The sequence below is a fragment of the Kineosporia sp. A_224 genome (assembly GCF_002198655.1).
GTDB lineage: Bacteria > Actinomycetota > Actinomycetes > Actinomycetales > Kineosporiaceae > R-H-3.
The window spans coordinates 18,163-42,878 of the sequence record NZ_MWLN01000214.1; the positions used below are offsets into that span (position 1 = coordinate 18,163).

Genomic DNA, 24,716 nt, shown 5'->3' on the forward strand with positions numbered 1-24,716 from the left:
GGCACGATGCCGCGACTCACACCGCTCCGGCGCCGCCGAGCCGCTCGACGAGGCCGGCCCGGGTCGTCACGCCGAGCTTGGTGTAGACGTGCCGCAGGTGGTACTCGACGGTCTTGGGGCTGAGGAACAGCGCTGTCGCGGCCTGCCGCGTCGTCCGGCCCTCGGCGAGCAGGACGGCGACCTGCAGCTCGCGCGCGGTGAGCCGCTCGTGCGCCGAGCCGTCCCGCCGGGCGGCGACCTCACCGGTCGCCTCGAGCTCGGCGGCGGTCGTGGCCGCCCACACCTGCGCGCCGAGGCGCTCGAAGGCCGCGAGCGCGGCCCGCAGCTGCCCGCGGGCGTCGACCCGGCGGCGCGCGCGGCGCAGCCGGGCGCCGTAGGCGAGGCGGGTCCGCGCCTCCTCGAACCGGTCCGGGGTGGCGGCGTGCAGGTCGAGCGCGGCGGTGAACCAGACGTCGAGGTCCTCGCCCGGTGCCACCAGCCCGCAGGCCCGGGCCGCCCGGGCCCTCGCCCACGGCAGGCCCTTGAGGTCGGCCGCGGCGGCGTACCGTTCGGCGGCCTCCCGCGCGGCGTCCGGCTCACCGGCGCGCAGCAGGGCCTCGACGAGGTCCGGGGTGGGCCAGACGTCGGGGTCGGCGAGGTCGAGCCGGGTGAGGATGCCCTCGAGGTCGGCGAGCCGCTCGCGGGCCGCACCGACCTCGCCGAGGGAGAGGTCGATCTCGGCGAGCGCCTGCTCGGCCCAGACCCGCGCGATGTCGACGGGGTACTCGGCGCACAGCTCGAGCGCCTGGGCGGCGAGCGCACGGCACGCGTCGGCGTTGCCGAGCCGGGCCTCCAGGCAGGCCTGCCCGGCGACGGCGAGCGCGAGCGTCGTCGTGGACCCGAGCTCACCGGCCAGCGCGGCGCACTCCGAGTAGTGCGCGGTGGCGCTGTCCCAGCGGTCGGTCGTCGCGTCGTCCCGGGCGAGCGTGAAGAGCAGGGTCGGCAGCGTGCTGATCGCCGAGCGGGCCCGGGCCTCGTCGAGCGCGGTCGCGACGAGGCTGCGGACGGCGCCCCGCTCGCGCAGGAACAGCGGGCCGTACATGAGCCAGGCCGGGCGGATGCCGACCCGTTCCGCAGCCGTCGCGGCGTCGAGCAGGGCCGCACCCTCACGGATCTGCTCGCCCCCTGCCCGCCCCGCGAGGATCTGCGCCATCCCGACCGCGAGCGTCCCGACCCCGCGCGCCGCACCGGAGACGTCCCCGCGGAGCAGGACCGTGAGCCGGCGGCCCGCGTCGAGCGCCGCCGCGGCCGAGCCCTGGAAGAACCCCACGCTCACCGCGTCGGCCAGCAGGAGCACGGCCTGGGACGGGTCCGTCGACGCGACGGTGGAAGCGGCCCCGAGCAGCGCCCGCCGGGCCCTGGCCGGGTCACCGCGCTGCGCGGAGATGTCCCCCGTGAGTGCGAGGGCCCGCACCCGCACCTGCGTCGACGCAGGCAGCCGGACGGCCTCGTCGACGAGGTCGACGGCCCGGTCGCCGTCCCCGGCGTGCCACGCGGACTCCGCTGCCGAGAGCAGGTGCTCGGCCCGCTCCCCCGCCCCCGTGACGAGCCGCGCCGCGCGTTCGGACGCAGACGCCGCGACGGCGTGCGCACCCCGGCTGCCGGCCGTGGCGGCGACCCGGGCCATCTCCGCCGCGAGGGCGTCGTCCGGTCCGATCGCCGCCTCGCACCGGTGCCAGGCCCGGCGGTCGACGTCCTCGGCCGGGAGCGCGTCGGCGACGAGCCGGTGCACCTCGCGCCGCTCGTCGGGGAAGGCGAGGGCGTAGGCGGAGGCCCGCACGAGCGGGTGCGCGAACGCCAGACGCGCCGGGCCGACGGTGACGAACCCGGCCCGCTCGGCGGGCGCGAGCGCCTGCAGGTCCACCCCGTCGGCCGCCGCGACCCGGGCGAGCACCCCCAGGTCGGCACCGCCCGCAGCGGCGACGAGCAGCAGCCGCCGGGTCTGCGGGCCGAGCGCGGTGATCTGCTCGGAGTACCAGGCGGTGAGTGCCTGCGGCACCGCGACGGGTGCGGGCGAGCCGAGCGCCGACGACAGGCTGCTGCCCGACTCGTGGACGAGGCCGAGCACGGCGAGCGGGTTGCCCGCCGTCACCTCGTGCAGCAACCGACTGCGCTCCGGGCCGGCCGGGTGGCCCGCGCCGGCGGCGAGCGCGGCGACGCCGTCCCGGTCGAGGCCGCCGAGGACCAGCGCCGGCAGCCCGGCCGTGACGAGCGCGCCCTCCTCGCCGGTGCGCGCCGCGACGAGGACGAAGACCGGGTCGGCGAGCAGCCGCCGGCAGGCGAACGCGATCGCCTCGGCCGAGGGCCGGTCGAGCAGGTGCGCGTCGTCGACGACCACACCGACGGGGCGGTCCTCGCTCCAGCGGACGAGCAGGCTGAGGACGGCGGCCCCGACGGCGAGCCGGTCGCCGACGACGCCGGCGCGCAGGGCGAGCGCGACAGCGAGCGCCTCGGCCTGCGGTCCGGGCAGGAGCGCGAGGTCGTCGTCCGTCGGGCGCAGCAGCTGCGAGAGGCCGCCGAAGGGGACGTCCCGCTCGGCCTCGCTGCCGACCGCCGCGAGCAGCCGGACGCCGTCCGCGTGGTCGCGGGCGTACCCGAGCAGGGTCGTCTTGCCGATGCCCGCCTCGCCGGTGACGACCAGCACCCCGGCACGCCCGACCCGGGCCCCGGCGACGAGGCCGTCGATCCGCTGCCGCTCGGCAGCCCGGCCGATGAGCATCGCGCCAGTCTAGGAACCCCGGTGCCCCCTGGGGGCGGTCGCGGCCAGGACCAGGTGGGTCCCCTGATGCGACGTGCCCGCACCCGCGACGACGGTGGGACCACACCCACCCACTGTTGCGAGGAGCGCACGATGACGACGACAGACCCGGGGACCGCGACCGCACCGGCCGCCCCCGAGATCGACATGGACAAGCTCATGGCCTTCGTGTTCCGCGCCGTCGACGAGGTCGGCGCCACGCTGAACACCGCACTCGTCGTCATGGGCGACCGGCTCGGCTACTACCGGCTGCTCGCGGCGCACGGGGCCCTCACGGCGTCCCGGCTCGCCGACCTCTCCGACACCGGCGAGCACTACGCCCGGGAGTGGCTCAACGCGCAGGCGGCGGGCGGGTACGTCACGTACGACCCGGCGTCGCGGACGTACACGCTGCCCGCCGAGCACGCGGTGGCGCTCACCGACGAGACGAGCCCGGTCTACCTGCCGGGCTTCTTCCAGATCGCGCACGGCACCGTCCGGGACGCCCCCGGCGTGCTCGAGGCCGCCCGGACGGGCGACGGCGTCGGCTGGCACGAGCACAACGCCGACGTCCACGACGGCTGCGAGCGGTTCTTCCGCCCCGGCTACCACGCGCACCTCGTCGCGGACTGGCTGCCGGCGCTCGACGGCGTCGTCCCGAAGCTCACCGCGGGCGGCCGGGTCGCGGACGTCGGCTGCGGGCACGGCGCCTCGACGGTGCTCATGGCGCAGGCCTTCCCGGCGTCGCTCTTCGTCGGCTCCGACTACCACGAGGGGTCGGTCACCATCGCCCGGGAGCGGGCCGCCGAGGGCGGGGTCGGCGACAGGGTCCGCTTCGAGGCCGCCACGGCGACGGCGCTGGCGGGCGGCCCGTTCGACCTCGTGACGACGTTCGACGCGCTGCACGACATGGGCGACCCGATCGGTGCCGCGCAGCACGTGCTCGCGAACCTCGCCGAGGACGGCACGTGGATGATCGTCGAGCCGGTCGCCGGCGACGCCGTCGAGGACAACCTCAACCCGGTCGGCCGGGCGTACTACGGCTTCTCGACGCTGCTGTGCACGCCGTCCTCGCTGGCCCAGGACGTCGGCATGGCGCTCGGCACCCAGGCCGGTCCGGCCCGGATCCGGGACGTCGTGACGACCGCGGGGTTCACGCGGTTCCGGATCGCGGCGCAGACTCCGTTCAACAACGTCTTCGAGGTGCGTCGCTGACCCGCGCGGGTCGGTGACGCAGGGGCGGGGCAGCGATGACGACGACGATGCCGGCGGCGGGCACGGCCGCAGGGCGGACGGCGTACAGCCCGGGCAGCCGGGCGGCGCTGCCCGACGCGGCAGGCGTCGTCGTCCGCGAGGGCGTGGAGCTGGCCTGGGAGCGGTTCGGCACGACCGGGCCGCACGTCGTCCTGCTCCCGACATGGTCGATCGTGCCGTCGCGGGTCTGGCGGGCCCAGACGGCGTTCCTCGGCCGGCACTTCCGGGTCACGACGTTCGACGGCAGGGGCAGCGGGGCCTCGGGGCACCCCGCGGAGGCGGCGGCGTACTCCGACGAGGAGTACGCCGCCGACACCCTCGCCGTCCTCGACGCGACGGGCGTGCCCGGGGCCGTGCTCGTCGGGCTGTCGTGCGGGGTCTCGTGGGCGGTCCGGGTCGCGGCGATGCGGCCCGACCGGGTGCACGGCATCGTCGCGATCGCCGCGTCGTGCGGACTGGACGTCGCCCAGCCGCACCGCGAGACCCATGCGTGGGACGGGCCGCCCGCCCCGGACCCGGACGGCTGGGCGATGTACAACAAGGCGTTCTGGCTGGAGTCGGGGCCGCAGGGGTACGACCGGTTCCTCGAGTTCTTCTTCGGCCGGATGTTCAGCGAGCCGCACTCGACGAAGCAGATCGAGGACTGTCTCGTCTGGGGCCGGGAGACCGGCCCGGAGGTGCTGGCCGCCGTCACCGCGGGCCGGCTCGGCTGCGACGGCGCGGTCTGCACGCCGCTCGAACCTCTCTGCCGGGACCTGCGCTGCCCGGTGCTCGTCGTCCACGGCACGCAGGACGCCGTCAGGACCAGCGCGATCGGCGAGCGGCTCGCCGAGCTCACCGGCGGCGAGCTGCTGCTCGTCGAGGGCGGCGGGCACGGGCTGCCGGCGCGCGACCCGGTGCTCGTCAACCACGAGATCAAGGCGTTCGCGGAGAAGGTGTCCGGGCCGCCGTCCGCCCCGGCCCGCCGCACCTGGGCCCGCGGCCTGGACCGGCCGAAGCGGGCGCTGTTCCTGTCGTCCCCGATCGGGCTCGGGCACGCCCGCCGGGACGCCGCGATCGCCGCGGAGCTGCGGGCCCTGCACCCCGGGCTGCAGGTCGACTGGCTCGCGCAGGACCCGGTGAGCCGGTTCCTCGAGCACCGCGGCGAGCGGGTACACCCCGCCTCGGCGTCCCTGGCGAGCGAGAGCCGGCACGTCGAGAGCGAGTGCGCCGACCACGACCTCGACGCGTTCGCGGCGATCCGCCGGATGGACGAGATCCTCGTCGCGAACTTCATGCTCTTCGACGAGGTCGCAGCGAGCGGGTACGACCTCGTCGTCGGCGACGAGGCCTGGGAGGTCGACCACTTCCTCCACGAGAACCCCGGCCTCAAGCGGGCGCCGTTCGTCTGGCTCACCGACTTCGTCGGCTGGCTGCCGATGCCGGACGGCGGCGAGCGGCAGAGCCTGCTGACCGCCGACTACAACGCCGAGATGCTCGAGCACCGGGCGCGCTTCCCCGCGCTGCGCGACCGCTCGGTGTTCGTCGGCGACCCGCAGGACGTCGTCCCGGCGTCGTTCGGGCCGGGGCTGCCGCAGATCGCGGAGTGGACGCGGTCGCAGTTCGACTTCGCCGGGTACGTCAGCGGCCTGACGCCGGTCGGGGACGACGAGCGCGCGGCCCTGCGGGAGCGGCTCGGCTACCGGGACGACGAGCCGGTGTGCGTCGTCAGCGTCGGCGGCTCGGCCGTCGGGCTGCCGCTGCTGCGCCGGGTCGCGGACGCCGTCCCCGCGATGCGCCGGGCCGTCGACGGGCTGCGGGTGGTCCTCGTGACCGGCCCGCGGATCGACCCCGACGCGATCCCCGCCCGGCCGGGTCTGGAGGTGCACGGCTTCCTGCCGGACCTTCACCAGCACCTCGCGGCGTGCGACGTCGCGGTCGTGCAGGGCGGGCTGTCGACGACGATGGAGCTCACCGCGAACCGGCGGCCCTTCGTCTACGTGCCGCTGCGCAACCACTTCGAGCAGAACATCCACGTCCGGCACCGCCTCGACCGGTACGGCGCCGGGCACTGCCTCGACTACGCGCAGGCGTGCGACCCCGACGCCCTCGCCGCCCAGGTCGCGCGAGCCCTGACGACGCCGGTCACGTCGCGTCCGGTCGCGACGGACGGCGCCGCGAAGGTCGCCGGCTGGCTCGCCGACCTGCTCTGACGGCCCCTCGGCCCGGTCCGCCACGCAGCCCTGAGACAGCCGTACCCCCGGTCGTCACAAGAGCGCTCCAACGCCCGACACGCCGTGTTCCCGGGTCGTTGGTGTGTTCTGCGGCACGGCTGTCTCAGATGCCGGACGGCGTAGGGCCCGGTTCGTGGGTCAGTCGCCGGCGAGCGCGTCCCCGGGGCGCAGGACGGCGCCGACACCCGGGATCGCCTGGGTCTGCCCGAACTCGACGAGCCGCTGCGCGGCCGTGACCCCGTTCTCGCCGGTCGCGGACATCCGCGCCGCGATGAGCCCGGCGACGAGCGGCGCGGAGAACGACGTGCCGCTCCACCGGGCCATCCCGGAGAACTCCTGCGTCTCACCCTTCCGCGGCGACTCCTGGTACGTGTAGCAGCCGTGCGCGAAGGCGTTGACGAGGTCCTCGCCCGGTGCGTAGACGTCGACCCAGCCGCCGTGGTTCGAGAACCACGCCCGGTCGTCTCCGCGTGCCGAGAGCGCACCGACGGCGACGGTGTTCGCCATCGCGGCGGGCAGGAACGGGTCGCGGACCGAGTCGTTGCCGGCGGACACGACGAGGACGACACCCTTGTGCCGCGGCAGGATCGTCTCGACGACGTGGCGCAGCGCGAGCATCCCGCTGTTGCCGTACGCGTAGGTGCCGGCCGACAGGCTGATGACGTCGACACCCGCGCGAAGCATCTCGACGATCCGCATCGCGATCTCGGTCTCGAAGGCACCGCCGGCGAGCGAGAAGGTGCGCAGCACGTGGACGTCGGCACGCGGCGCGATGCACCGCACGACGCCGGCGATGAAGGTGCCGTGCCCGGTGTAGACGGGGATGTTGCCCGCTCCGTCGGTCTCCTTCTCGTACTCGCCGGTGACCCCGACGAGCCAGTCATGGTCGGTGCCGGCGTTCTCGAAGAGGCCCGTGTCGATGACGCCGACGAGGACCCCGGCGCCGTCGGGACTGCCGCTCGCCTGCGGGGGCCAAGGCCGGGAGTGCTCGGGGACGTACTCCGGCTCGGTCGCCGGGCAACGAGAACCCGGCAGGATCGGTGGCGTGATCGACAGCAGGTGATCCACGGCTGCGACATCGACCCCGAGTTCGGCCTCGACCTCTGCGAGTGCCTCGAGGACGTCGACCTTGTCCGGAAGCGCGATCTGGGAGATGCCAGCAAACAGGTTCGGCCGGATGACTTCGAACGCAGCCAGGTCGCTGTCGAATCGTGCTGCGAGAGTTCGGATCACGAGGTTGAGATATCCGTCGCGGACGACGAGCCGACCTCGCCTGAACACGGCGCGCGGCGGCAACCCCGGCTCCTCGCCCTTCGGCACATCAGGCCAGTTCGGCGGATCGGTCTGGACCTGCCCCTCGAACGCACTGAGCAGAAGCTCCGTCTGCTCGCGCTGGACGGACCGTCTGTCGATCGGCATGGCCGACTCCTTCGCCCCGAATGATCTACGTGCCCGCGATGGGTAAGTCTGTTGCCATGTGTGCAACCTGTCTATGGTCTTTCCATGCCGACCAGAACGCGACGTCGGCAGCCTCTCGACACGGAGGCGCTGCTAGCCCTCGCCATGTCACGCCCACTGGAGGCTGAGCGTCGGGCTCGGTCGATCCTTGCGGGGCAACCTGACCCGGCCGCAGCAGCTACCGCTCGCCAGGCACTCGGCATCGTGCTTCGTGACCGTGGGGAAACCCACGCAGCGTGTCGCGAGCTCAGGCGGGCACTCAAGACCGCGGAGACGATGGGCGACACCGCACGCAGCGCCGACATCATGTCGACGCTGGGTGTCACCCTCGCCTTACAGGGAGACACGACGGCGGGGATCGCCTGCCTCACCACAGCGCGTTCGCTGGTTAGAGGCGCGGCGGCAGGGCGCGTCCTTGTGCGGCTCGGGTATGTCCTCACTTTGAAGGGGCACCAGCACGAGGCCCTCGAAGAACTCTCGGCCGCTGTGACGCTGCTGCACAGGGCAGGTGACGAACTGTGGGAGGTACGCGCAAGGAACAACCACGCGGTCGTCGCACTCGCTCTGGGAGAGACCGACCTGGCCGAAGCAGAGTTCACCGCAGCTGCAGAGCACTTCGAGCGAGCTGGGCAGCAGTTCGAGCACGCGATCGCCACTCATCACTGCGGCGCCGCCGCCATCGCCGGCGGCAGGCTCCCGCGGGCTCTCGAGCTGTTCGCCCAGAGTCGGCGTCAGTACGAAGCACTCGATGTCTTCGTGCCGGAACTGGATCTCACAGAATGCTGGGCGCTCATCGCGGCGGGACTGTCGTCCGACGCGCACGTGACGGCAACTACGGCCTTGTCGAAGGCTGGTCGGCTGAGAAGTCGGCCAATGGCCGTCGCAGACCTGCACCTCATCGCCGCAAGTGCGGCCGTCGCGATCGGGCAGCACACCGACGCAGAGCGTCATGCGAAGGCAGCAGCTCGCTTGTTCGAGAGTCAGGGGCGGCCCGCCTGGGCAGACCAAGCACGACTCGTCGCGCTGGGGGCAGCCATCGCGGACCGCCTACCGTCGCGCCTCGACGCGACCCGGGCAAGCACTCTCGCGCTGCGGCTCAGAAGGCTGGGCTTCGAGAACGCCGCGCACGCCCATCTCGTTGCCGCCAGGATCGCGCTCGCCGCCCGTCGTACAGATCTTTCCATCTCCCATCTCACCGCAGCCGCCACCTCCCGCCGCCGCGGCTCCGCCATCGACCGCGTCACCGGCTGGCTCGCCCAGGCCCTGCTCTGCCGCACGATGAACAACCCCCGAGCGATGCTCGCCGCCTGCTCACGCGGCCTCGACGTCCTCGAGGAGTACCGCCTCACCCTCGGCGCCACCGAGGCCCGGGCCACCGCGACGACCCACGGCCGCGAGCTCGTCGAGATCGCACTGCGGCACGCGGTGGCGACGAACGACGCCCACAAGGCGGTCCGCTGGAACGAGCGGCTGCGCAGCACCCAGTGGCTGCCGTCGTCCGCGCAGGACCGCGCCGATCCGGCGCTCGTCGCCGAGCTGGCCGCCGTCCGGGACGTGAGCCGGCAGCTCGCCGAGCAGCAGGGCGACGAGGCGGCCCTCGCCCGGTTGCGCCGCCGGCGCGACCAGCTCGAGGCGTCGGTGCGGTCCCGGGCGCTGCGCCGCGAGGCCGGCCCGGCCCCCGTCGACAGCAGCCCACGGGCGCGGACCAGCACAGCCGACCGCTGGCGGCCTCCGGACGGCATCGCCCTCGTCGAGCTGTTCGAGCTCGACGGCACCCTGTACGCCGTCACCGCGACGAGCCGGCGCACGAAGCTCCACGAGGTCGGCCCGGCCGACGCCGCGGCGACATCCGTGCAGCACGGCCAGACCCTGCTCCGCCGCACCGCCCGCGGCGCCGCCCGGCACACCGACCAGCTCCTCGCCGCCGCCGGGCAGCAGCTCCAGACCCGGCTGCTCGGCCCGGCCGCCGCCGAGATCGAGCGCAGCGGCGCGCAGACCGTCGTCCTCGTCACGACCGCCCGGCACTACGCCGCCCCGTGGACCCTGCTCCCCGTGCTCGCCGAGCGCGGCGTCTCGATCTCGCCGTCCAGCCAGGCCTGGCGACGGGCGGACGCCGCCCGCCCGCCGCGCGACGGGCACGTCGCCCTCGTCTCCGGGCCGGGCCTCGCGACCGGCGGTGGCGAGCTCGGGGCGCTGGCGGCCGCGCACAAGGAACCCATCGTGCTCACCGGCCCGGATGCCACCGCCGAGCGCGTCCTCGCCACGATCGACCGCGCGGCGCTCGCGCACATCGCCGCCCACGGCACGTTCCGCTCGGACAACCCGCAGTTCTCCTCGCTGCGCCTCGCCGACGGCCCGCTCACCGTCTTCGACCTCGAGCGCCTGCACCGGCCCCCGCACCGGATCGTCCTCGCGAGCTGCGACTCCGGCGTCATGGCCCCGGCCGGCGCCGACGAGCTGCTCGGCCTCGTCACGTGCCTCGTCTCGCTCGGCACGACCGGCGTCCTCGCACCGATCTCGCCGGTGAACGATGCCGCCACGGTCGGGTTCATGGTCGCCGTCCACGCCGGGCTCGCCGGCGGGCTCGGCCTCGTCGAGGCCGCCCGCCAGGCCCGCGAGAAGCACGCGGACGACGCCCTCGCCCGCGCGACCGCCGCCTCCTTCCTCGTCTTCGGCGCCTGAGGGCCGTCCACTACACCGTCGCGAAGATCGAGACACCTACCCGATCGGGCAGGTCGGGACTGGCCGCCGGGGCCGGGGACCGGGCCCGCCCGGTCGGTTACCGTCACCACACGGGGCAGGACGGGGGACCCACCTCCCGCCGACCTCCGACGACGCCGCACGGGACGACGACGCCCCAGGAGGACCGCGATGAGCGCAGTGCCCGCGGGACGCCCCATGTCCGGAAAGCCCGCTTCCGCTGCTGCGCTCACGCTGCGCAGCGGGGTACCGTCGAAGGGCCGCCGCGAGTCTCGCGGGCGCTGGTTCGCTCCGACGAAGGAGGCCGCGATCGTGACGCTGAGCCTCCCCGACCTCCCCGAGGCGGCACCGGAGCCGGCCGCCGCGCGACCGGCGTCCGTCGTGAAGTTCCACGCGCCCGAGATCGTCTTCGGCCACGGCAGCCTCGCCGAGGCCGGGCACTGCGCGCTGCGCCTGGGCGCCCGCCGGCCGTTCGTCGTCACCGACCCCGGCATCGTCGAGGCGGGCTGGGTCGCCGAGCTCGTCGGGCACCTCGCCGCCGTCGGGCTGCCCGCGACCGTCTGGACCGACGTCACCCCGAACCCCAAGGACCACGAGATCGCCGCGGGCTACGAGCGGTACCTCGAGTCCGGCGCGGACGTCATCATCGCGATAGGCGGCGGCTCGTGCATCGACGCCGCGAAGGGCGTCGCGATCCTGTCCGGCAACGGCGGGCGGATCCTCGACTACGCCGGTGTCGACCGCGCCGACCGGCCGATCCCGCCACTCATGATGATCCCTTCGACGTCCGGCACCGGCGCCGACGTGAGCCAGTTCTGCATCGTCACCGACACCGCCCGCGCGATGAAGGTGACGATCATCGGGCGGGCCCTGGTCCCCGACATCTCGCTCACCGACCCGCGGCTGCTCACGACGATGCCCGACGACCTCAACGCGGCGACCGGGCTCGACGCCCTGACCCACGGCATCGAGGCGTACGTCTCCCGCGCGCACCACCCGCTGACCGACATCCATGCGCTGTCCGCCGTGCGGCTCATCGGCCGCGACCTCGAGCGCACGATCGTGCAGCCGGACGACGAACCCGCCCGCACCGGGATGGCGCAGGCGAGCCTGGAGGCCGGGCTGGCCTTCACGAACGCGATCCTCGGCGCGACGCACGCGATGAGCCACCAGGTCGGCGGCCTGCTCGACGCACCGCACGGGGTGTGCAACGGAGTCCTTCTGCCGCACGTGATCCGCTACAACGCGGCGACCGACCCGAGCCGCTTCGCCGTCCTCGCGGACGCCGTCGGGCTGCCGGTCTCCGGGGTGCCGGCGTCCGAGGCCGCACTCATGCTCGCCGACTGGGTGCGGGCGCTCGGCGACCGGGTCGGCGTGCCGAAGGGCCTGCGCGAGCTGGGCGTCAGTGAGGCCGACCTGCCGCGGCTGGCGAGCACCACGCTCGAGGACGCCTGCCTGACGACGAACCCGCGCGACACCGACGCGTCCGCCGTCGAGGCGCTCTTCCGGGCCGCCCTGTGAGGAGCCGGCCGTGAGCAGCGCGGACCTCGCCTCGCTCACCGGCGTCCGCTCGGGCAAGAACTCCTACTACCGCGAGTTCCGCCGCAGCTCCGAGCGGCTCGAGGCCGCCGTCCGCTCGCTCGACCACATCTCGGTCGCCCTCGTCCGTACCGTCGAGGGCCCGCGCGCGCTGCTCACGGCCGTCGTCCAGGCCGCCGCCGAGCACCTCCAGGCGCGCTGGGTCGTGCTCGCCGTCGCCGACGGCTGCCTGCCCGAGTCCAGGCCCCGGTTCCTCGGGCTCGACGAGACGGGCCGGGTCGTCGACACCGTCGAGGCGCTGCCCGAGGAGGCCCGGCCGTGGCTGGCCCGGCTGCGCGGCGACCCGCCGGACCGCGCCGAGGCCGAGGAGTCCGGGCTTGTCGTCGTCCCGATGTCGATCGACGGCGTCCCGGTCGGCGGCGTCGCCGGCCGGGCGGCGTCCCGCGAGCTCACCGAGCCGCTCGACCTCTCGGTGCTGCGGATCCTCGTCAACCAGGCGGCCGTCGCGCTGCACACCGCCTCGCTCTACAACTCCAGCGTCGCGCTGCGCACCCGGGCCGACCAGCTCACCCAGGAGGCGAACCAGCACGCCCGCGACCTCGCCGTCCGCAGCCAGGAGCTGCAGAGCGCGCAGGCGCTGCTCATCGCCGCCCGCGAGCGCGAGGCACTGGACGTCGAGCGGCACCGGATCGCCCGCGAGCTCCACGACAGCGTGACGCAGTACGTGCTCTCGGCGGGGATGGCGGTCGAGGTCGCCCGCGGGGAGCTGGAGGGGACGGACGTCGCCCGTCGGCTCGCCGAGGCCCGGGACCTCACCCAGCACGCGGTCGGCCAGCTCCGGGCGGCGATCTACTCGCTCAACCAGACCGGGGACGGCGACGCACCCGTCCTGCCCCGGCTGCTCGAGCAGGCCTGCGCACTGCACGCCCGGCCCGGCCTCGCCGTCGACCTGCGGCTCGAGGGCTCGCCGGTCGCGCTGCCGGTCGCCGCGGAGCAGTCCCTGGCCCGGCTCGCCGGCGAGGCGCTGTTCAACGTCTCCGCGCACAGCGGCGCGAACCGCTGCGTCGTGCGGCTCTCCTACGGCGGCAGCCAGATCCGGCTCACCGTGGACGACGACGGCACCGGCGACCCGGCGACGCTGCGCACCCTGCTGCGGGTCGAGGAGGCCGGCGACGTCGACGGCCGGCACCGGGGCCTGGTCAACATGGCGAGCCGCGCCGAGGAGCTCGGCGGCAGCTTCGCCGTCCGCCGGTCCCGCCTCGGCGGCGTCCGGACCCTCGTCCAGGTGCCCGTCGTCCGGAGAGCAGCGTCATGACCCAGACCGCCGCACTGAGCGCCCCGACGAGCACCGACCTCATGCTCGTCGACGACCACGCGATCGTCCGCCAGGGCCTGCGTGCCGTCCTCGAACGGGAGCACGACCTGCGCGTCGTCGCCGAGGCGTCGTCGCCGGCCGAGGTGATCGCCGTCCTCGGGCACGCGACGCCGCACGTGCTGCTGCTCGACCTCAAGCTCTCCCCGAACCAGGACACCGAGGGTCTCGACCTGTGCGCCCGGATCACCAAGGAGCACCCGGCCGTCGCGGTCCTCGTGCTGACGACGCTCCTCGACGACCGGCTCGTCCTCGACGCGATCACGAGCGGCGCCAAGGGATACGTCGTCAAGGACGTCGACACGAGCGAGCTCGTCCGGGCGATCCGCGCCGTCCGGCAGGGCGGCAGCGCGTTCGACGCCCGCAGCGCCGCCGCGATGGTCCGCAGCCTCAACGCCGCCGGCGAGGCCGAGGCCCGCCGGCTCACCGAGCGCGAGCTCGAGGTGCTCCGGATGCTCGCCCAGGGCATGTCGAACCGCACCATCGGCGGCAAGCTCTTCATCTCCGAGACGACCGTGAAGTTCCACGTCGGCAACCTCATGCGCAAGCTCGAGGTCTCCCGCCGCGCGGAGGCGGTCTACGCAGCGAGCAAGCTCGGCCTCATCTGAACCCACCCCGGGCACCGGCGGACGGCGTCACAACCGGTCGAGGACCAGCCAGCCGCCGTGGTGGTCGTCGACGCGGGCGGCCCAGCCGTTGGTGCGCAACGACTCCCCCGTGCTGCACAGGTCGTCGAGGCCGATCGTCCGGACGTGCCCGAACGTCGGGTCCGCGTCGTCCTCGATCGGCACCGCGACGACGACGCGGCGCCGAGCGAGCCGGGTCGCCTCGTCGAGGATCCTCGCCCCGTGGGCGGCGTCGACGTGCTCGAGCAGGTGCAGCACCGTGACGACGTCGACGGCGCGGTCCGGCAGCGGCACCCGGGCCGCGTCGCTCGCCATCGTGCGCACCGGCGTCCCGAGCCGGCGCGACATGACGTCGAGCAGCCGGGCGGTGCCGGGCGCGACGTCGCACGCGAGGACGTCCCGGACCGCACCGGCCCGGCCGTCCGCGACCCGCAGCGGCAGGAAGCCGAAGCACGACCCGAGGTCGAGCAGGCTGCGCGCACCCGTCCGCGCGACGAGCGCCTCGGTCCGCAGGTAGATCGGCGCGAACTCCGCGAGGGTGCCGGCACCAGCCGCTCCGGCACCGGCGCGTGTGCCGTCCGTGAGCTCGGCGAGGCGGTACAACGTGTTGCGGTAGAACGCCTCCCACGCCGTGCCGGGGTCCTCGTGACAGGTGAGCACGACGCCCGCGACGATGCTCTCGAAGGCGTCCGCGCCGACGACCCAGCCGGGCGCGAAGAGCTCGTCGGCGACGAGCGCCGAGACGTCGGCCGACACCGACGTCGTCCCGAGGCCGTGGACGACGAGCAGCCGCCCGCCGAGCCGGCCGATCCCGAAGTGCGTCGTCCGGCCGACCCAACGCTCCGGGCCGATCAGGGCCATCGGCCGGCGCCGGACGACGACGACCGCCTCGTCGACGTACCGGCCGTCGGGCGCGGGGCGGAACGGGTCGACGGGCACCGGCTCACCGGCCGGCAGCGCGCTCATGCGCCCGGGGCCAGCCGGTCGAGGCCGGACAGGTCCCGCACCACCTGCACCCGCGAGCAGTGCTCGGCGTACAGCGGCAGGTCGCAGCGGCCGAGGCGCCACGAGTAGGACGGCTCCGGCGTGAGCCAGACCGTCTCCCGGACCCGGCGGGTCATCTCCTCGAACGCCGCGACGTTCGGGTCGTGCCCGTTGCCGCGGCCGTCGCCGAGGACGACGAGCGTCGTCCGGCGGGTGAGTGCCGTGCCGTTCTCCTCGACGAACGCCCCGAAGACGCTCCCGTAGTCGGAGTCCGCGTCCACGTCGAGCACGCCGCCGGCCGGCAGCCCCGCGACGACGAGACCGAGCGCGTCCTCGGGGTGCCGCTCGGCGAACAGGTCGGTCGTCTCGACGGCGTCGGCGACGAAGGCCCACGACCGCACCTGGGAGACGAGGCTGCTCAGGCCGTGGACGACGTGCAGCGTGAAGCGGGACGTCGCCCGCACCGAGAGCGAGACGTCGACGAGGACGACGAGCCGCGGGCGGTCGTGCGGGCGCGACACCGTGACCGGCCGGAACGGGATCCCGTCGTACCGCATGCTCTGCCGCATCGTCCGGCTGCCGTCGACCCGGCCCGCGGCGCTGACCCGGCGCCGGGCGCGCGGTGCGCCGTGCATCGTCCGGACGAGGCGGCGCAGCGACTCCTCGAGGTCGGCGCGCTGCTCCTCGTCGAGCGGGTCGTGCACGGGCGCCGGCGTCAGGCCCTGCGACTCGACCTCGCGGTCGAGGGCGAGGAGCTTCTCGAGGTGGTCCTTGAGCCGCTCCGGCAGACCGACGAGCAGCCCGCCGATCCGGCGCCGCAGCCGGGCCAGGTCCTCGGGGTCGAGGTCGCCGTCCGACCCGACCTCGCCCGCGAGCCAGTCGAGCAGCGCGAGCTCCTGCGCGACGGAGAGCATGACGTCGAGCGCCGGCCGGTCCGAACGGACGAGGTCGCCGGGGGCGCCGGCGCCGTGCAGCCGCGAGACGGTCAGCTCGACCCGGGCCGCCTCGCCGAGCACGCTCGTGCGGTCCGTCGACAGGACGATCTCGTCGGTGAGCGCGGCAAGGTCGATCTTGTTGGCCTCCTGGTGGAGGTTGTACTGCTCGGCGAGGTCCTGCTCGTCGAAGTAGTCCCGGATGTCGGCGGGCTTGCCGTGCGAGTGGCCCTGCTGCGGCGTCTTCGACGGCTCCTCGGAGAGGGTCATCGCCTCGGTCTCGCCGCCGTCGTCCAGGTCGTCGTGCGTGTGGCCGTGGCCCTCCGGCGCGGGGGGCAGCACCGGCCGCAGCCGGAAGAACGCGTCGAAGACGCGGTCGAAGGCGGGCTGGTCGCGGCGGTCCTTGACGAGGGTCACGGCGAGGGCGTCGCGCAGGACGTCGCGGTCCGCGAGCACGCCGGGGACGGCCGCGACCCGCACCGCGTCGAGGGTCTCCGAGACCGAGATCCGCACCCCGACGAGCCGCAGGAGCCGGACGAACCGGTGGACGGCACCCTCCACGCGTCAGCGCCCCGTGCCCGGGGCCTTGCCGGAGCCGGAACCCTTGCGTCCCAGGGCCGCCGCGAACGACCGGCCGCCCTGCCCGGGGCCGACCGTGCGGCGGGCGACGGCCTGCTCCCCCGCCGTCGGGCTGCCGTAGTACGCCTCGTCGTGCCGGCCGGGCCGGTCCTTCGCGGCGCGCACCGCGCGGCCGTCGACGTCGCCGTCCTCGGCATGCGCATGCGTGCCCGGGCCGTGGTCGTGGTGCGGCTCGCCGGGCCCGTGCGAGTGCCCGGGCCCGTGCGCGTGGCCGTGCCCGTGGGCGTGCGCGTCGAGGGACGACGGGACGACCGCGTTCGGGTCGCTGAACGCGGGCAGGGTGTCGAGCGCCCGCTGCAGGTCCCGCTGGTACTTGAGGACGACGTTCGCCGTGTCCGACAGCACCGCTGCGGTGAGCTCCTCGACGCCGAGGACGGCGAGGGTGCGCGCCCAGTCGACGGTCTCGGAGATGCTCGGCGCCTTGCGCAGGTCGAGCCCGCGCAGCGAGCGGACGACGTCCACGAGCCTGCGGGCGAGCGCGTCCGGCAGCCCGGTGTCCTTGGAGCGGACGATCTCCAGCTCGCGCTCCGGGCTCGGGTAGTCGAGGTACAGGTGGAGGCAGCGCCGCTTGAGCGCCGCGGACAGGTCCCGCGTCGTGTTCGACGTGAGGATGACGTACGGCTGGTGGACGGCGCGGAAGGTGCCGAGCTCGGGCACCGACACCTGGAACTCCGCGAGCAGCTCGAGGAGGACGGCCTCGAGCGCCTCGTCCGCCCGGTCGATCTCGTCGACGAGCAGGACGACGGGCTCGGGCGAGCGCACCGCCTCGAGCAGCGGCCGGGCCGCGAGGAAGGTCTCGGAGAAGAACGCGCTGTCCTGCTCGCCGATCCGCGCGACCGCCTCGCCGATCGTCGTCGTGTCCGCGACGACCTCGGAGATCTTGTCCCGCAGGAGCTGGGTGTAGAGCAGCTGCTTGCCGTAGTCCCACTCGTAGAGGGCCTTCGTCTCGTCCTGGCCCTCGTAGCACTGCAGCCGCAGCAGCCGCCGTCCGGTGACCGCGGCGAGCGTCGCGGCGAGCTGGGTCTTGCCGACGCCGGCCGGCCCCTCGAGGAGCACCGGCCGGCCGAGCCGGGACTGCAGGAACACCGTCGTCGCGAGCCGCCGGTCCGCGAGGTACCCGACCTCGGCGAACCGGGTGACGACGTCCTCGACGTCGGCGAACTCGCCGGCCCCGAACGACTGGTCACCGGCAGCCCGGGCGGCGGGCCCGTCGTGCCCGGTGGCGGGGCGGGAGACCTCGGAAGCCATGTCACTCCTCAGACAGAGTCGAAGACCGCCACCCCACCGAGTTACTAGCCGGTCTGACCCGATAGATGGGTCTGACCGGCTAGTAACTGCGGCGAGGGGCGGGGCGGGTCAGGACAGCAGGTCGTCGAGGTCGCCGGTCATGCAGTGCTCGACGACGGGGCGGACCGTCTCGAACGTGCACTCCTTGGCGTTGCCCGGGGTGCAGGCGTCGCCGAGGACGTGGTTGGTGATCCGGTCCACGTCCTTGTCGTCGCCGGTGATGACCGAGGCGTTCTCGTAGAACTTCGTCGGGCCGGCGCCGAGCCGGTTCTTCGAGTACGAGCTCTGGGTCACGTCGACGAAGCGCTCCGGGATGCCCACGTCGCGCAGCAGCCGGATCGCCGCCGCGAGCGCGGCCTCGGCCGCCTGGACGTCGGTCATGCCGTGGGTGTCGAGGCCCATCGCGCGGCCGATGTCGGCGAAGCGCTTGTAGGCGACGGGCATGTTGAACGCCCACACCCGGGGCAGCGCGATGGCGTTGTTCAGCCCGTGGTGGGTGTCGTAGAACGCGCTCACGGCGTGCGAGATCGAGTGGATGATCCCGAGGCCGCCGGAGTTGAACGCCTGGGCGGCGATGTACTGGGCGTACATCATCCCCTCACGGCCGGCGAGGTCCTGGCCGTTCCACACCGCGGCCCGCAGGTTCTCCGCGGTGAGCTTGATCGCGTGGAGCGCGTTGCCGAGCGACGGCTGGAAGTTCAGCCGCGAGACGTACGGCTCGCTGGCGTGCGCGAGCACGTCGAAACCGCACTGCGCCGTGTAGTCGATCGGGCAGTCGAAGTAGAGCACCGGGTCGTCGATCGCGAGCGTCGCCACGGACGCGTCGTCGAAGGCGACGTACTTGTGCGGGTTGTCGGGGTCCGTCGTCGTGTCCGTGATGACGTACGCCCACGACGTCTCCGAGCCGGTGCCGGCCGTCGTCGAGACCGCGATGTGCGGCGGGTTCTTCGGGTTCTCGCTCTTGTTGAAGCCCTCGAACTCGTTGACGTTGCGGCCGTCGTGCGCGACCGAGATCCGGGCGCCCTTGCACGCGTCGTGCGACGAGCCGCCGCCGATCGACACGAACGAGTCGCACTTGTTCTCCTGGTACAGCGCCACGGCGTCCATGACGTTGTAGTCCTTGGGGTTCGACTCGACCTTGTCGTAGATGACGACCTCGAGCCCGTGGTACTTCATCGACTCCGAGATCTTGTGGACGATGTCGGTGCCGCGCAGCCCGCTCGTCATGATGAGCGTCCGCCGGAAGCCCAGCTTGAGCGCCTCCGGCCCGATGAGCTCGTGCGCGCCGGGCCCGAGCATCGCCCGGGGGAACGGGTGGAACTCCTTGATGGGGAACGGCTTGAGCAGCTCTTCGACCTGCATGGTCGGCCTCCTCCTGCTGGGGTTCGCTGGGGTGGCCTGGACCGTAAGCCGGTCACGGACGGCGGCAGAAGGTGTGACGGCGAACACTGGCCCCGGACCCGCCCTAGGGCCCGGGCGGACCTGCCCGAACGGGCAGGCACCGAGGGCGGAACGGCCAGTGGCACCGCCCCGCCCCGACGGTCGGACCAGGTTCCGTAGCAGGATCTGCCGGAGGTTCTGCCGGTTACGCATGGAGTCGCACCGGGGCCCTGCATAGGCTCCGCCCGACCTGGAAGCCAACGATCTCGGGGACTCTCGTGCGCACACTCCGACTGGTGGCCCTGACCGCCGCCGTCGTCCTGCTCGGCACCGCGTGCGCGGGGCCGCCGACCCCTGCACCCTCACGGGGTCCGGCGCCGAGCCCGGCGGCGGACCCCGGGTACGACCGTCTGCTGCGGCAGGTGAAGCCGGACGGGACGGTCGACCGGGCCACCGCCCTGGCAGCGTTCTCGACGGCGATCGGGCCGGTGCCGGGCGCACCGACCGTGACCGACGCACCTGGAGTGCGTGCCTCCGGCACGGCCGCGGTCTGGTGGACGCTCGCGCACTGGCGAGAGCTGGATGATGCGCAGCAGGGCGCGGTGCGCGGCGCTCTGCTCGACCGGCACATCGCTCCGGCAGCCTTCGTCGCGGCCGGAGCGGCCGATCCGGACCTGCCGTGCAGCACCGCCGACAGCCCGGATGCCGGACGTCTGCGCCCGACCCTGGATGCGGCGGTCTCCGACATCGCAGGTCGGCTGGGCCGATCACTGCGGATCCCGGTGCACCTGACGATGAACCGCGCGCAACGCGAGAACCACCCCGACGGGTCCCTCACCGTCATGTACACCTACCCCTGCCGGGGCACCGGCACGGCCGATGGCACACGTCCCACGGGCTGCACCATCCACGTCAATCCGCACGCGTTCGACACCACCTTCAGCGACGCCGACCGTTCGGCGTTCCTGGTACACGAGGCGATGCACTGCTACGTGCTGGACCTGCTCGGGCCTGCGGCGGAGAACCTGGCGCCCTGGCTGCAGGAGGGGATCCCGATGTGGGTCCAGGTGGCGCTGCGCGGCGGCGACGCCAAGGCCACCGAGAAGTGGTACCAGTACCTGGAACCGGACCGGCGCTCGCTGTTCGGCCGCAGCTACGACGCGATCGGCTTCTACGCCCAGCTCGCCGGCTCGGGAGCGGATGTCTGGTCCCGGATCGACCCGATGCTCCGGGGATTCGGCGCCGGCGGCAACGCCGCCGCCTGGCGGGCCTCCAGCGCACGGGCGGCATTCCTGCGCGGCTGGGCCCCGGGCACCCTTCACGGGCGACGACAGGGCGCGGCCTGGGACATCACCGGGTACGGCATCCCCCCGGCGCGACCGAGTCAGGGCACAGCACGTCAACTCGCTGCAGGCGACACGGTCGTGGCCAAGACCCCGGCCGCCGGAGTGGATGTCGTCTCACTGGTCCTGCCTGCGGACGCCGTCCTGCTCCTGACCGCGACCGGAAAGCCCGAAGGGCTGCTGGGCAGCGCGGACGGCGACCACCCGGTACCGGACCTGCTGACCGCGCCGGTCTGCACCGCGGCTGCCGGCTGCACCTGCCCGGAAGGGAGCCCGGCCGCCGGGGTCCGGCTGCCGGGGGTGGCGGCCGGACCGGCCGACCTGGCGATCACCGGCGGCCTGGCCCGGAGCACCGTCACCGTCACGGTGTCCACGCTTGCCGACCACTGCGCCCAGCCGCCGCAGTGCCTGCCAGGTACCTGGACGATGACCGGGTCGAGACTGGCCCTGGTCGGCGGGGTCAGCGAGACAGGCGGCGCCGGTGCGGTGCTCCGGATCGAGGCCGACGGGACGGCCGCGGCGAGCTTCGACCCGATGCAGCCGGTGACTTTCCGTGCCCGGCAAGGCCTGGCCGGCACGCTGCAGTACGACGGCACCGCCCGGTACCGGCTGAAGCTTCCGCCCGAGAACGACAGCACCGGCACGATCGGGGTCGGTGTGGTGGACCTCGATCGGGTGAGGGTCACAGTGAAGATCACCAGCCCGTTCGAGGACACCGTCTTCGACCACGAGCCACTCGGCCGGCTCGCCCGCTCGTTCGGATCCGGGGTCCATCTCGACGGCCGCCCGCTGGGCTCCGCGCACAGCTTCAAGTGCACGGCATCCACCCTGACCCTGATCGCGGACGGTGCCGACGGCGTGACCGGAACCTGGTCCTTCCGACGCTCGTCCTGATGCATGCATCCCGCAGTGACGTGGGACACATCGCCTGCATCCGCTGGCATACTGTCCGATATGTATGGCTCGGCCGACGACGGCGGGCGCTTCGCGGCGGTGCTGATCGCCCACCGACTGCGCGCCCACCTGTCCCAGGAGCAGCTGGCCGAGTGCTCCGGGGTCAGTGTGCGGGCGATCGGCGACATGGAACGGGGGACCACGCAGCGGCCGCAAGGCGGGACGGTTCGTGCGCTGGCGCAGGGCCTGGACCTGGACGCCGAGGAGGCACGCGAGTTCGCCGCAGCGGCACGGCAGTCGCGGCCGCAGCGTCAGGTCCGTGCAGGTGTCTGCCGGTTGCCCGTGCCGAGCACGGCGACGATCGGCCGTGACGACGAGCTCGCCGACCTGACCCGGCTGCTGACCGGCCCCCAGCCGCGGATGGTGACCGTGACCGGCCCGGGCGGGGTGGGGAAGACCCGGCTGGCGCTGGAGGCCGGGCGCCGGGCCGCCCCGCGTTTCGAGACGACGGACTTCGTCGACCTTGCAGCCGTGACCGAGCCCGGCCAGGTCGCCGCGGCGGTCGCGGCCGGGGTGTCGCTCCCGCGCGGCCTCACCCGGACCCTGGACTCGGTGGCCGACATCATCGGGGACCGCGCCTGGCTGCTCGTCGTCGACAACTTCGAGCACGTGCTGCCTGCGGCGGGCGACGTCGCGCTCCTGCTGTCCCGGTGCCCCCGCCTCAAGGTGCTCGTCACCAGCCGGGTGCCGCTGCAACTGTCGGCCGAACATGTCCGGGACCTCGGCCCCCTGGCGGTCCCCGCCCCGGCGCTGGGCTACGTCCACGAGCCGGGGCCGGCCTTGACCGAACTGAGACGGCTGCCGTCGGTGGCTCTGCTCGTGGAACGGGCGGCCGCGGTCCGGACCGGGTTCGAGGTGACGGTCGCCAACGCGGCCGATGTCGCGGAGCTGTGCCGCCTGCTGGACGGCCTGCCGCTGGCGCTGGAACTGGCCGCAGCCCAGCTGCGGCTGAGCGGCCCGGCCCAGATCGTCGGCCAGCTCCGGAGCGCGCTGGGCCGGCCGGTGGGTGAGGTCGACGGTGCCCCGCGCTGGCAGAACCCTGCCGTCGACGTCCCGGACCGGCACCGTTCGCTCGCGGCCACCGTCGAGTGGAGCGCCCGCCGGCTCGGTTCCGACGAGGCGCGGCTGCTGGAGATCCTCGGCGCCTTCGCCGGCGGCGCGAACCCGCAGCACCTCGCCCAGGTGGCGGCCGGGGCCGGCTTCGCAGCCCCGGTCGAGGCCGCCGCCGCCGCGCTGGCCGGAGCGAACCTTGTCTCTGTCCGCACGGACCGTCACGGGCACCCGCGGCTGGTGCTGCTGGAGGCCGTCCGTCAGGTGGCCGCCGACCGGCTGGCCAGGTCGCACCGGTCTTCCTCGGTCGCCGCGGCCCACTGCCGGGTGTTCCTCGACCTGCTGCGCGACCGGGACGCGTCCGACAGCGAGCTCGAGACGGAGTTCGAGAACGTCCGGTCAGCCGCGCTGACCGCCGCCGTGAGCCTCCCGGCGGAGCTGGACCCGGGCACTGTCCGGGCGCTCACCCGCTACCTGCTCGGGCGAGGGCAGTTCCACGAGGCCCGGGAGACGCTGCCGCTGCTGGCCGCGGCGACCCCGGTGGAGTCCGCCGCGGCCGTGGCCTGGCACGGAACCGGGGTGGCCGCGAACGAGGACCGGGACTATGCGGCCGCCCTCGCGCTGGCGCTCCGGGCGGCAGCCGTGTTCGAGACCACCGGAGACGTCGTCGGGCTCTGCGACGCCCGGATCCTCGCCGGTGCGGCACACCGGGAGCTCGGACACGCTGACGCCGCGTGGCAGGCCTTCTCGGACGCCGTACGGGTCGCCGAGGCGGGCGGGGCCGAAGGGAAGGCGAGCGTCGCCCGGAACAACCTCGGCACCCTCGCCCAGGACCGGGGCGATGCCGAGACGGCTCGCACCCTCTACCTGGACAGCCTCGCCGCCAAGCGGCGGCTGGGGGATGCCGCCGGGCAGACGGTGGCGCTCGGCAACCTCGCCGCGCTCGCCCTGGACCAGGCTCGGTTCGCCGAGGCGGCCGCAGGGCTGGTCGAGGCGATGGCACTGCAGCCACGGTCCCCGAACCGGCGCAGCACGGCGTACATGCTGGCCCTGCTCAGCGAGGCCAGGCTCGGCCTGGGCGAGAGCGCACTCGCCGCGACCGCCGCCGAGCAGGCCCTGGCTGCGGCCACGGAGGTGGGGCACCGGCCGGTGATCGGGATGGCCCTGGCGCGGTTGGCCGATCTCGCGGTGCAACGCCAGGACCCGACCGCCGCCGAGACGCTCTACCTGCAGGCCCTCGAGAACGTCTCCGGCGTCCCGGAGCGGGCCCGGACGTTGGAGCGGCTGGCCGTGGTACTGGCGCCGTCCCGCCCCGCCGCCGCCGAACGGCTGCGACAGGAGGCTACGGCGGCGCGGGCCGAAGCAGGCGTTCCGGTCCCGCAGGCCCAGCGGATGTGGCTGCACGCAGCCACATCCGCACCTGCGGCGGGGCCGGCCGGCTCGGTCACAGCGTCGAGACCACCTGGCGGGCGAGCTCGACCATGACGTCCTCGTGCTGCACCAGGTAGCTGCACACCACGATGCGGCTTCCCTTGCGGACGTAGACGAAGGTCTGCAACGACTGCGCGACGAAAGCCTCGTCCCCCAGCCCGGCGAGCGGCTTCGGCGGTCGCACCGAGGTGGTCCGGATCTTCTCGAACTCCTCGTGGCCGCCGTCGGCGTAGTAGACGTCGACGCTGAGTCCCTCCGGCACGTCCGGGTGCTCGAACTCGTACTCGCACCCGGCGAAGGAGACGATGCCCTCCGGGGAGCCGAGCAGCCGCGGAGGGTACACGTCCTCCGTCGCCTCGGAACCTCGCGGCGTCAGCCCGACGACCTGCCCCACGGTCGCGGCATCGAGCCGGTCGCAGACGGAGCCGGCCGCCTGCTGGTCGGTCTGTCCGGCAGGATCGGTCTGCCCGGCGTCCCCAGCCACGGTGTCACCCCCGGCGCCGCCGTCCGGCTCCGCGGCAGAACCGGCGCCCGCAGCGGCCAGGTCCGAGCCCGCCGAACAGGCGGCGACGCCCGGGGCCAGGAGCAGCAGACAGAGCAGGACGGCGAACTTCCGACCGGACGCCGTCGGACGCGGCGTCGGGCGCGGACCTGGGTAAGTGACCATGGCCCGGCACGCTAGGAAACGCACCGTCGGGGCGACCAGGCAGAACCGGGCGAAACCCCGGCGGAACTCCCGACCGAAGCGGCAGCCCGACCGTTCGGCGCCCCGAGGCCA

The 24,716-nt window shown here is 74.1% G+C and carries 17 protein-coding genes; 9 read left to right on the forward strand and 8 right to left on the reverse strand.

Annotation, left to right across the window (positions count from 1 at the left end):
- Positions 1 to 16 precede the first annotated feature (16 nt).
- Positions 17 to 2,758, reverse strand: a complete 2,742-nt coding sequence (locus EDJALFJO_RS26970; RefSeq protein WP_088289417.1) for a helix-turn-helix transcriptional regulator — start codon at positions 2,756 to 2,758, stop codon at positions 17 to 19.
- Between the two features lie 132 nt (positions 2,759 to 2,890).
- Here EDJALFJO_RS26970 and EDJALFJO_RS26975 point away from each other — a divergent pair, with 132 nt between their 5' ends.
- Both EDJALFJO_RS26975 and EDJALFJO_RS26980 read left to right on the forward strand, forming a co-directional pair.
- On the forward strand, positions 2,891 to 3,991 hold the full coding sequence (locus EDJALFJO_RS26975) for a trans-aconitate 2-methyltransferase (RefSeq protein WP_088289418.1): 1,101 nt from the start codon (positions 2,891 to 2,893) through the stop codon (positions 3,989 to 3,991).
- 35 nt (positions 3,992 to 4,026) lie between these two features.
- The gene (locus EDJALFJO_RS26980) at positions 4,027 to 6,222 is read left to right on the forward strand and encodes an alpha/beta fold hydrolase (protein ID WP_198950687.1); all 2,196 of its coding nucleotides are present in this window, start codon (positions 4,027 to 4,029) and stop codon (positions 6,220 to 6,222) included.
- Positions 6,223 to 6,381: 159 nt separating this feature from the next.
- Here EDJALFJO_RS26980 and EDJALFJO_RS26985 read toward each other — a convergent pair whose 3' ends face one another.
- Positions 6,382 to 7,311: a S8/S53 family peptidase gene (locus tag EDJALFJO_RS26985; RefSeq protein WP_158220581.1), complete on the reverse strand. Its 930-nt coding sequence runs from the start codon at positions 7,309 to 7,311 to the stop codon at positions 6,382 to 6,384.
- Between EDJALFJO_RS26985 and EDJALFJO_RS34575 the strand changes: the two genes are divergently transcribed.
- Complete coding sequence (locus EDJALFJO_RS34575; protein WP_158220582.1) at positions 7,303 to 7,686, forward strand: hypothetical protein; 384 nt, start codon at positions 7,303 to 7,305, stop codon at positions 7,684 to 7,686. The genes EDJALFJO_RS26985 and EDJALFJO_RS34575 overlap by 9 nt on opposite strands.
- Positions 7,687 to 8,034: 348 nt before the next feature.
- On the opposite strand, the gene EDJALFJO_RS26990 is transcribed toward EDJALFJO_RS34575, so the two are convergent.
- Positions 8,035 to 8,652: a hypothetical protein gene (locus EDJALFJO_RS26990; protein WP_143448807.1), complete on the reverse strand. Its 618-nt coding sequence runs from the start codon at positions 8,650 to 8,652 to the stop codon at positions 8,035 to 8,037.
- 18 nt (positions 8,653 to 8,670) lie between these two features.
- On the opposite strand from EDJALFJO_RS26990, the gene EDJALFJO_RS26995 reads away from it, so the two are divergent.
- The 4 genes from EDJALFJO_RS26995 to EDJALFJO_RS27010 all read left to right on the forward strand — a co-directional run bounded on the left by EDJALFJO_RS26995 (position 8,671) and on the right by EDJALFJO_RS27010 (position 13,920).
- On the forward strand, positions 8,671 to 10,383 hold the full coding sequence (locus EDJALFJO_RS26995) for a CHAT domain-containing protein (RefSeq protein WP_143448808.1): 1,713 nt from the start codon (positions 8,671 to 8,673) through the stop codon (positions 10,381 to 10,383).
- 330 nt (positions 10,384 to 10,713) lie between these two features.
- Positions 10,714 to 11,922: an iron-containing alcohol dehydrogenase gene (locus EDJALFJO_RS27000; protein ID WP_233150059.1), complete on the forward strand. Its 1,209-nt coding sequence runs from the start codon at positions 10,714 to 10,716 to the stop codon at positions 11,920 to 11,922.
- A 10-nt stretch (positions 11,923 to 11,932) separates the two neighbouring features.
- On the forward strand, positions 11,933 to 13,255 hold the full coding sequence (locus EDJALFJO_RS27005; RefSeq protein WP_088289423.1) for a sensor histidine kinase: 1,323 nt from the start codon (positions 11,933 to 11,935) through the stop codon (positions 13,253 to 13,255).
- The gene (locus EDJALFJO_RS27010; protein WP_088289424.1) at positions 13,252 to 13,920 is read left to right on the forward strand and encodes a response regulator transcription factor; all 669 of its coding nucleotides are present in this window, start codon (positions 13,252 to 13,254) and stop codon (positions 13,918 to 13,920) included. The genes EDJALFJO_RS27005 and EDJALFJO_RS27010 overlap by 4 nt, the downstream gene beginning before the upstream one ends.
- Positions 13,921 to 13,947: 27 nt before the next feature.
- Here the strand turns inward: EDJALFJO_RS27010 and mftM are convergent, their stop codons facing one another.
- From mftM to mdo, 4 genes are all read right to left on the reverse strand, one after another.
- A complete protein-coding gene (gene mftM / locus EDJALFJO_RS27015) occupies positions 13,948 to 14,904 on the reverse strand; it encodes a mycofactocin oligosaccharide methyltransferase MftM (RefSeq protein ID WP_088289425.1) in 957 nt (318 codons plus the stop codon).
- A complete protein-coding gene (locus tag EDJALFJO_RS27020; protein WP_088289426.1) occupies positions 14,901 to 16,415 on the reverse strand; it encodes a VWA domain-containing protein in 1,515 nt (504 codons plus the stop codon). The genes mftM and EDJALFJO_RS27020 overlap by 4 nt, the downstream gene beginning before the upstream one ends.
- 3 nt (positions 16,416 to 16,418) lie before the next feature.
- Positions 16,419 to 17,741: a MoxR family ATPase gene (locus EDJALFJO_RS27025; protein WP_088289427.1), complete on the reverse strand. Its 1,323-nt coding sequence runs from the start codon at positions 17,739 to 17,741 to the stop codon at positions 16,419 to 16,421.
- A gap of 108 nt (positions 17,742 to 17,849) precedes the next feature.
- A complete protein-coding gene (mdo, locus tag EDJALFJO_RS27030; protein WP_088289428.1) occupies positions 17,850 to 19,142 on the reverse strand; it encodes an NDMA-dependent methanol dehydrogenase in 1,293 nt (430 codons plus the stop codon).
- Positions 19,143 to 19,582: 440 nt separating this feature from the next.
- Here mdo and EDJALFJO_RS27035 point away from each other — a divergent pair, with 440 nt between their 5' ends.
- Positions 19,583 to 21,397, forward strand: a complete 1,815-nt coding sequence (locus EDJALFJO_RS27035; RefSeq protein WP_143448809.1) for a hypothetical protein — start codon at positions 19,583 to 19,585, stop codon at positions 21,395 to 21,397.
- Between the two features lie 15 nt (positions 21,398 to 21,412).
- Positions 21,413 to 23,992 carry a helix-turn-helix domain-containing protein gene (locus EDJALFJO_RS27040; protein ID WP_158220583.1) on the forward strand — a complete coding sequence of 860 codons (2,580 nt, stop codon included), beginning with the start codon at positions 21,413 to 21,415 and terminating at the stop codon, positions 23,990 to 23,992.
- Here EDJALFJO_RS27040 and EDJALFJO_RS27045 read toward each other — a convergent pair.
- Entirely contained in the window at positions 23,952 to 24,605 is a 654-nt protein-coding gene (locus EDJALFJO_RS27045) for a hypothetical protein (protein WP_088289431.1), read from the reverse strand. The two genes, EDJALFJO_RS27040 and EDJALFJO_RS27045, sit on opposite strands and share 41 nt — an antisense overlap.
- Between the last annotated feature and the right edge of the window lie 111 nt (positions 24,606 to 24,716).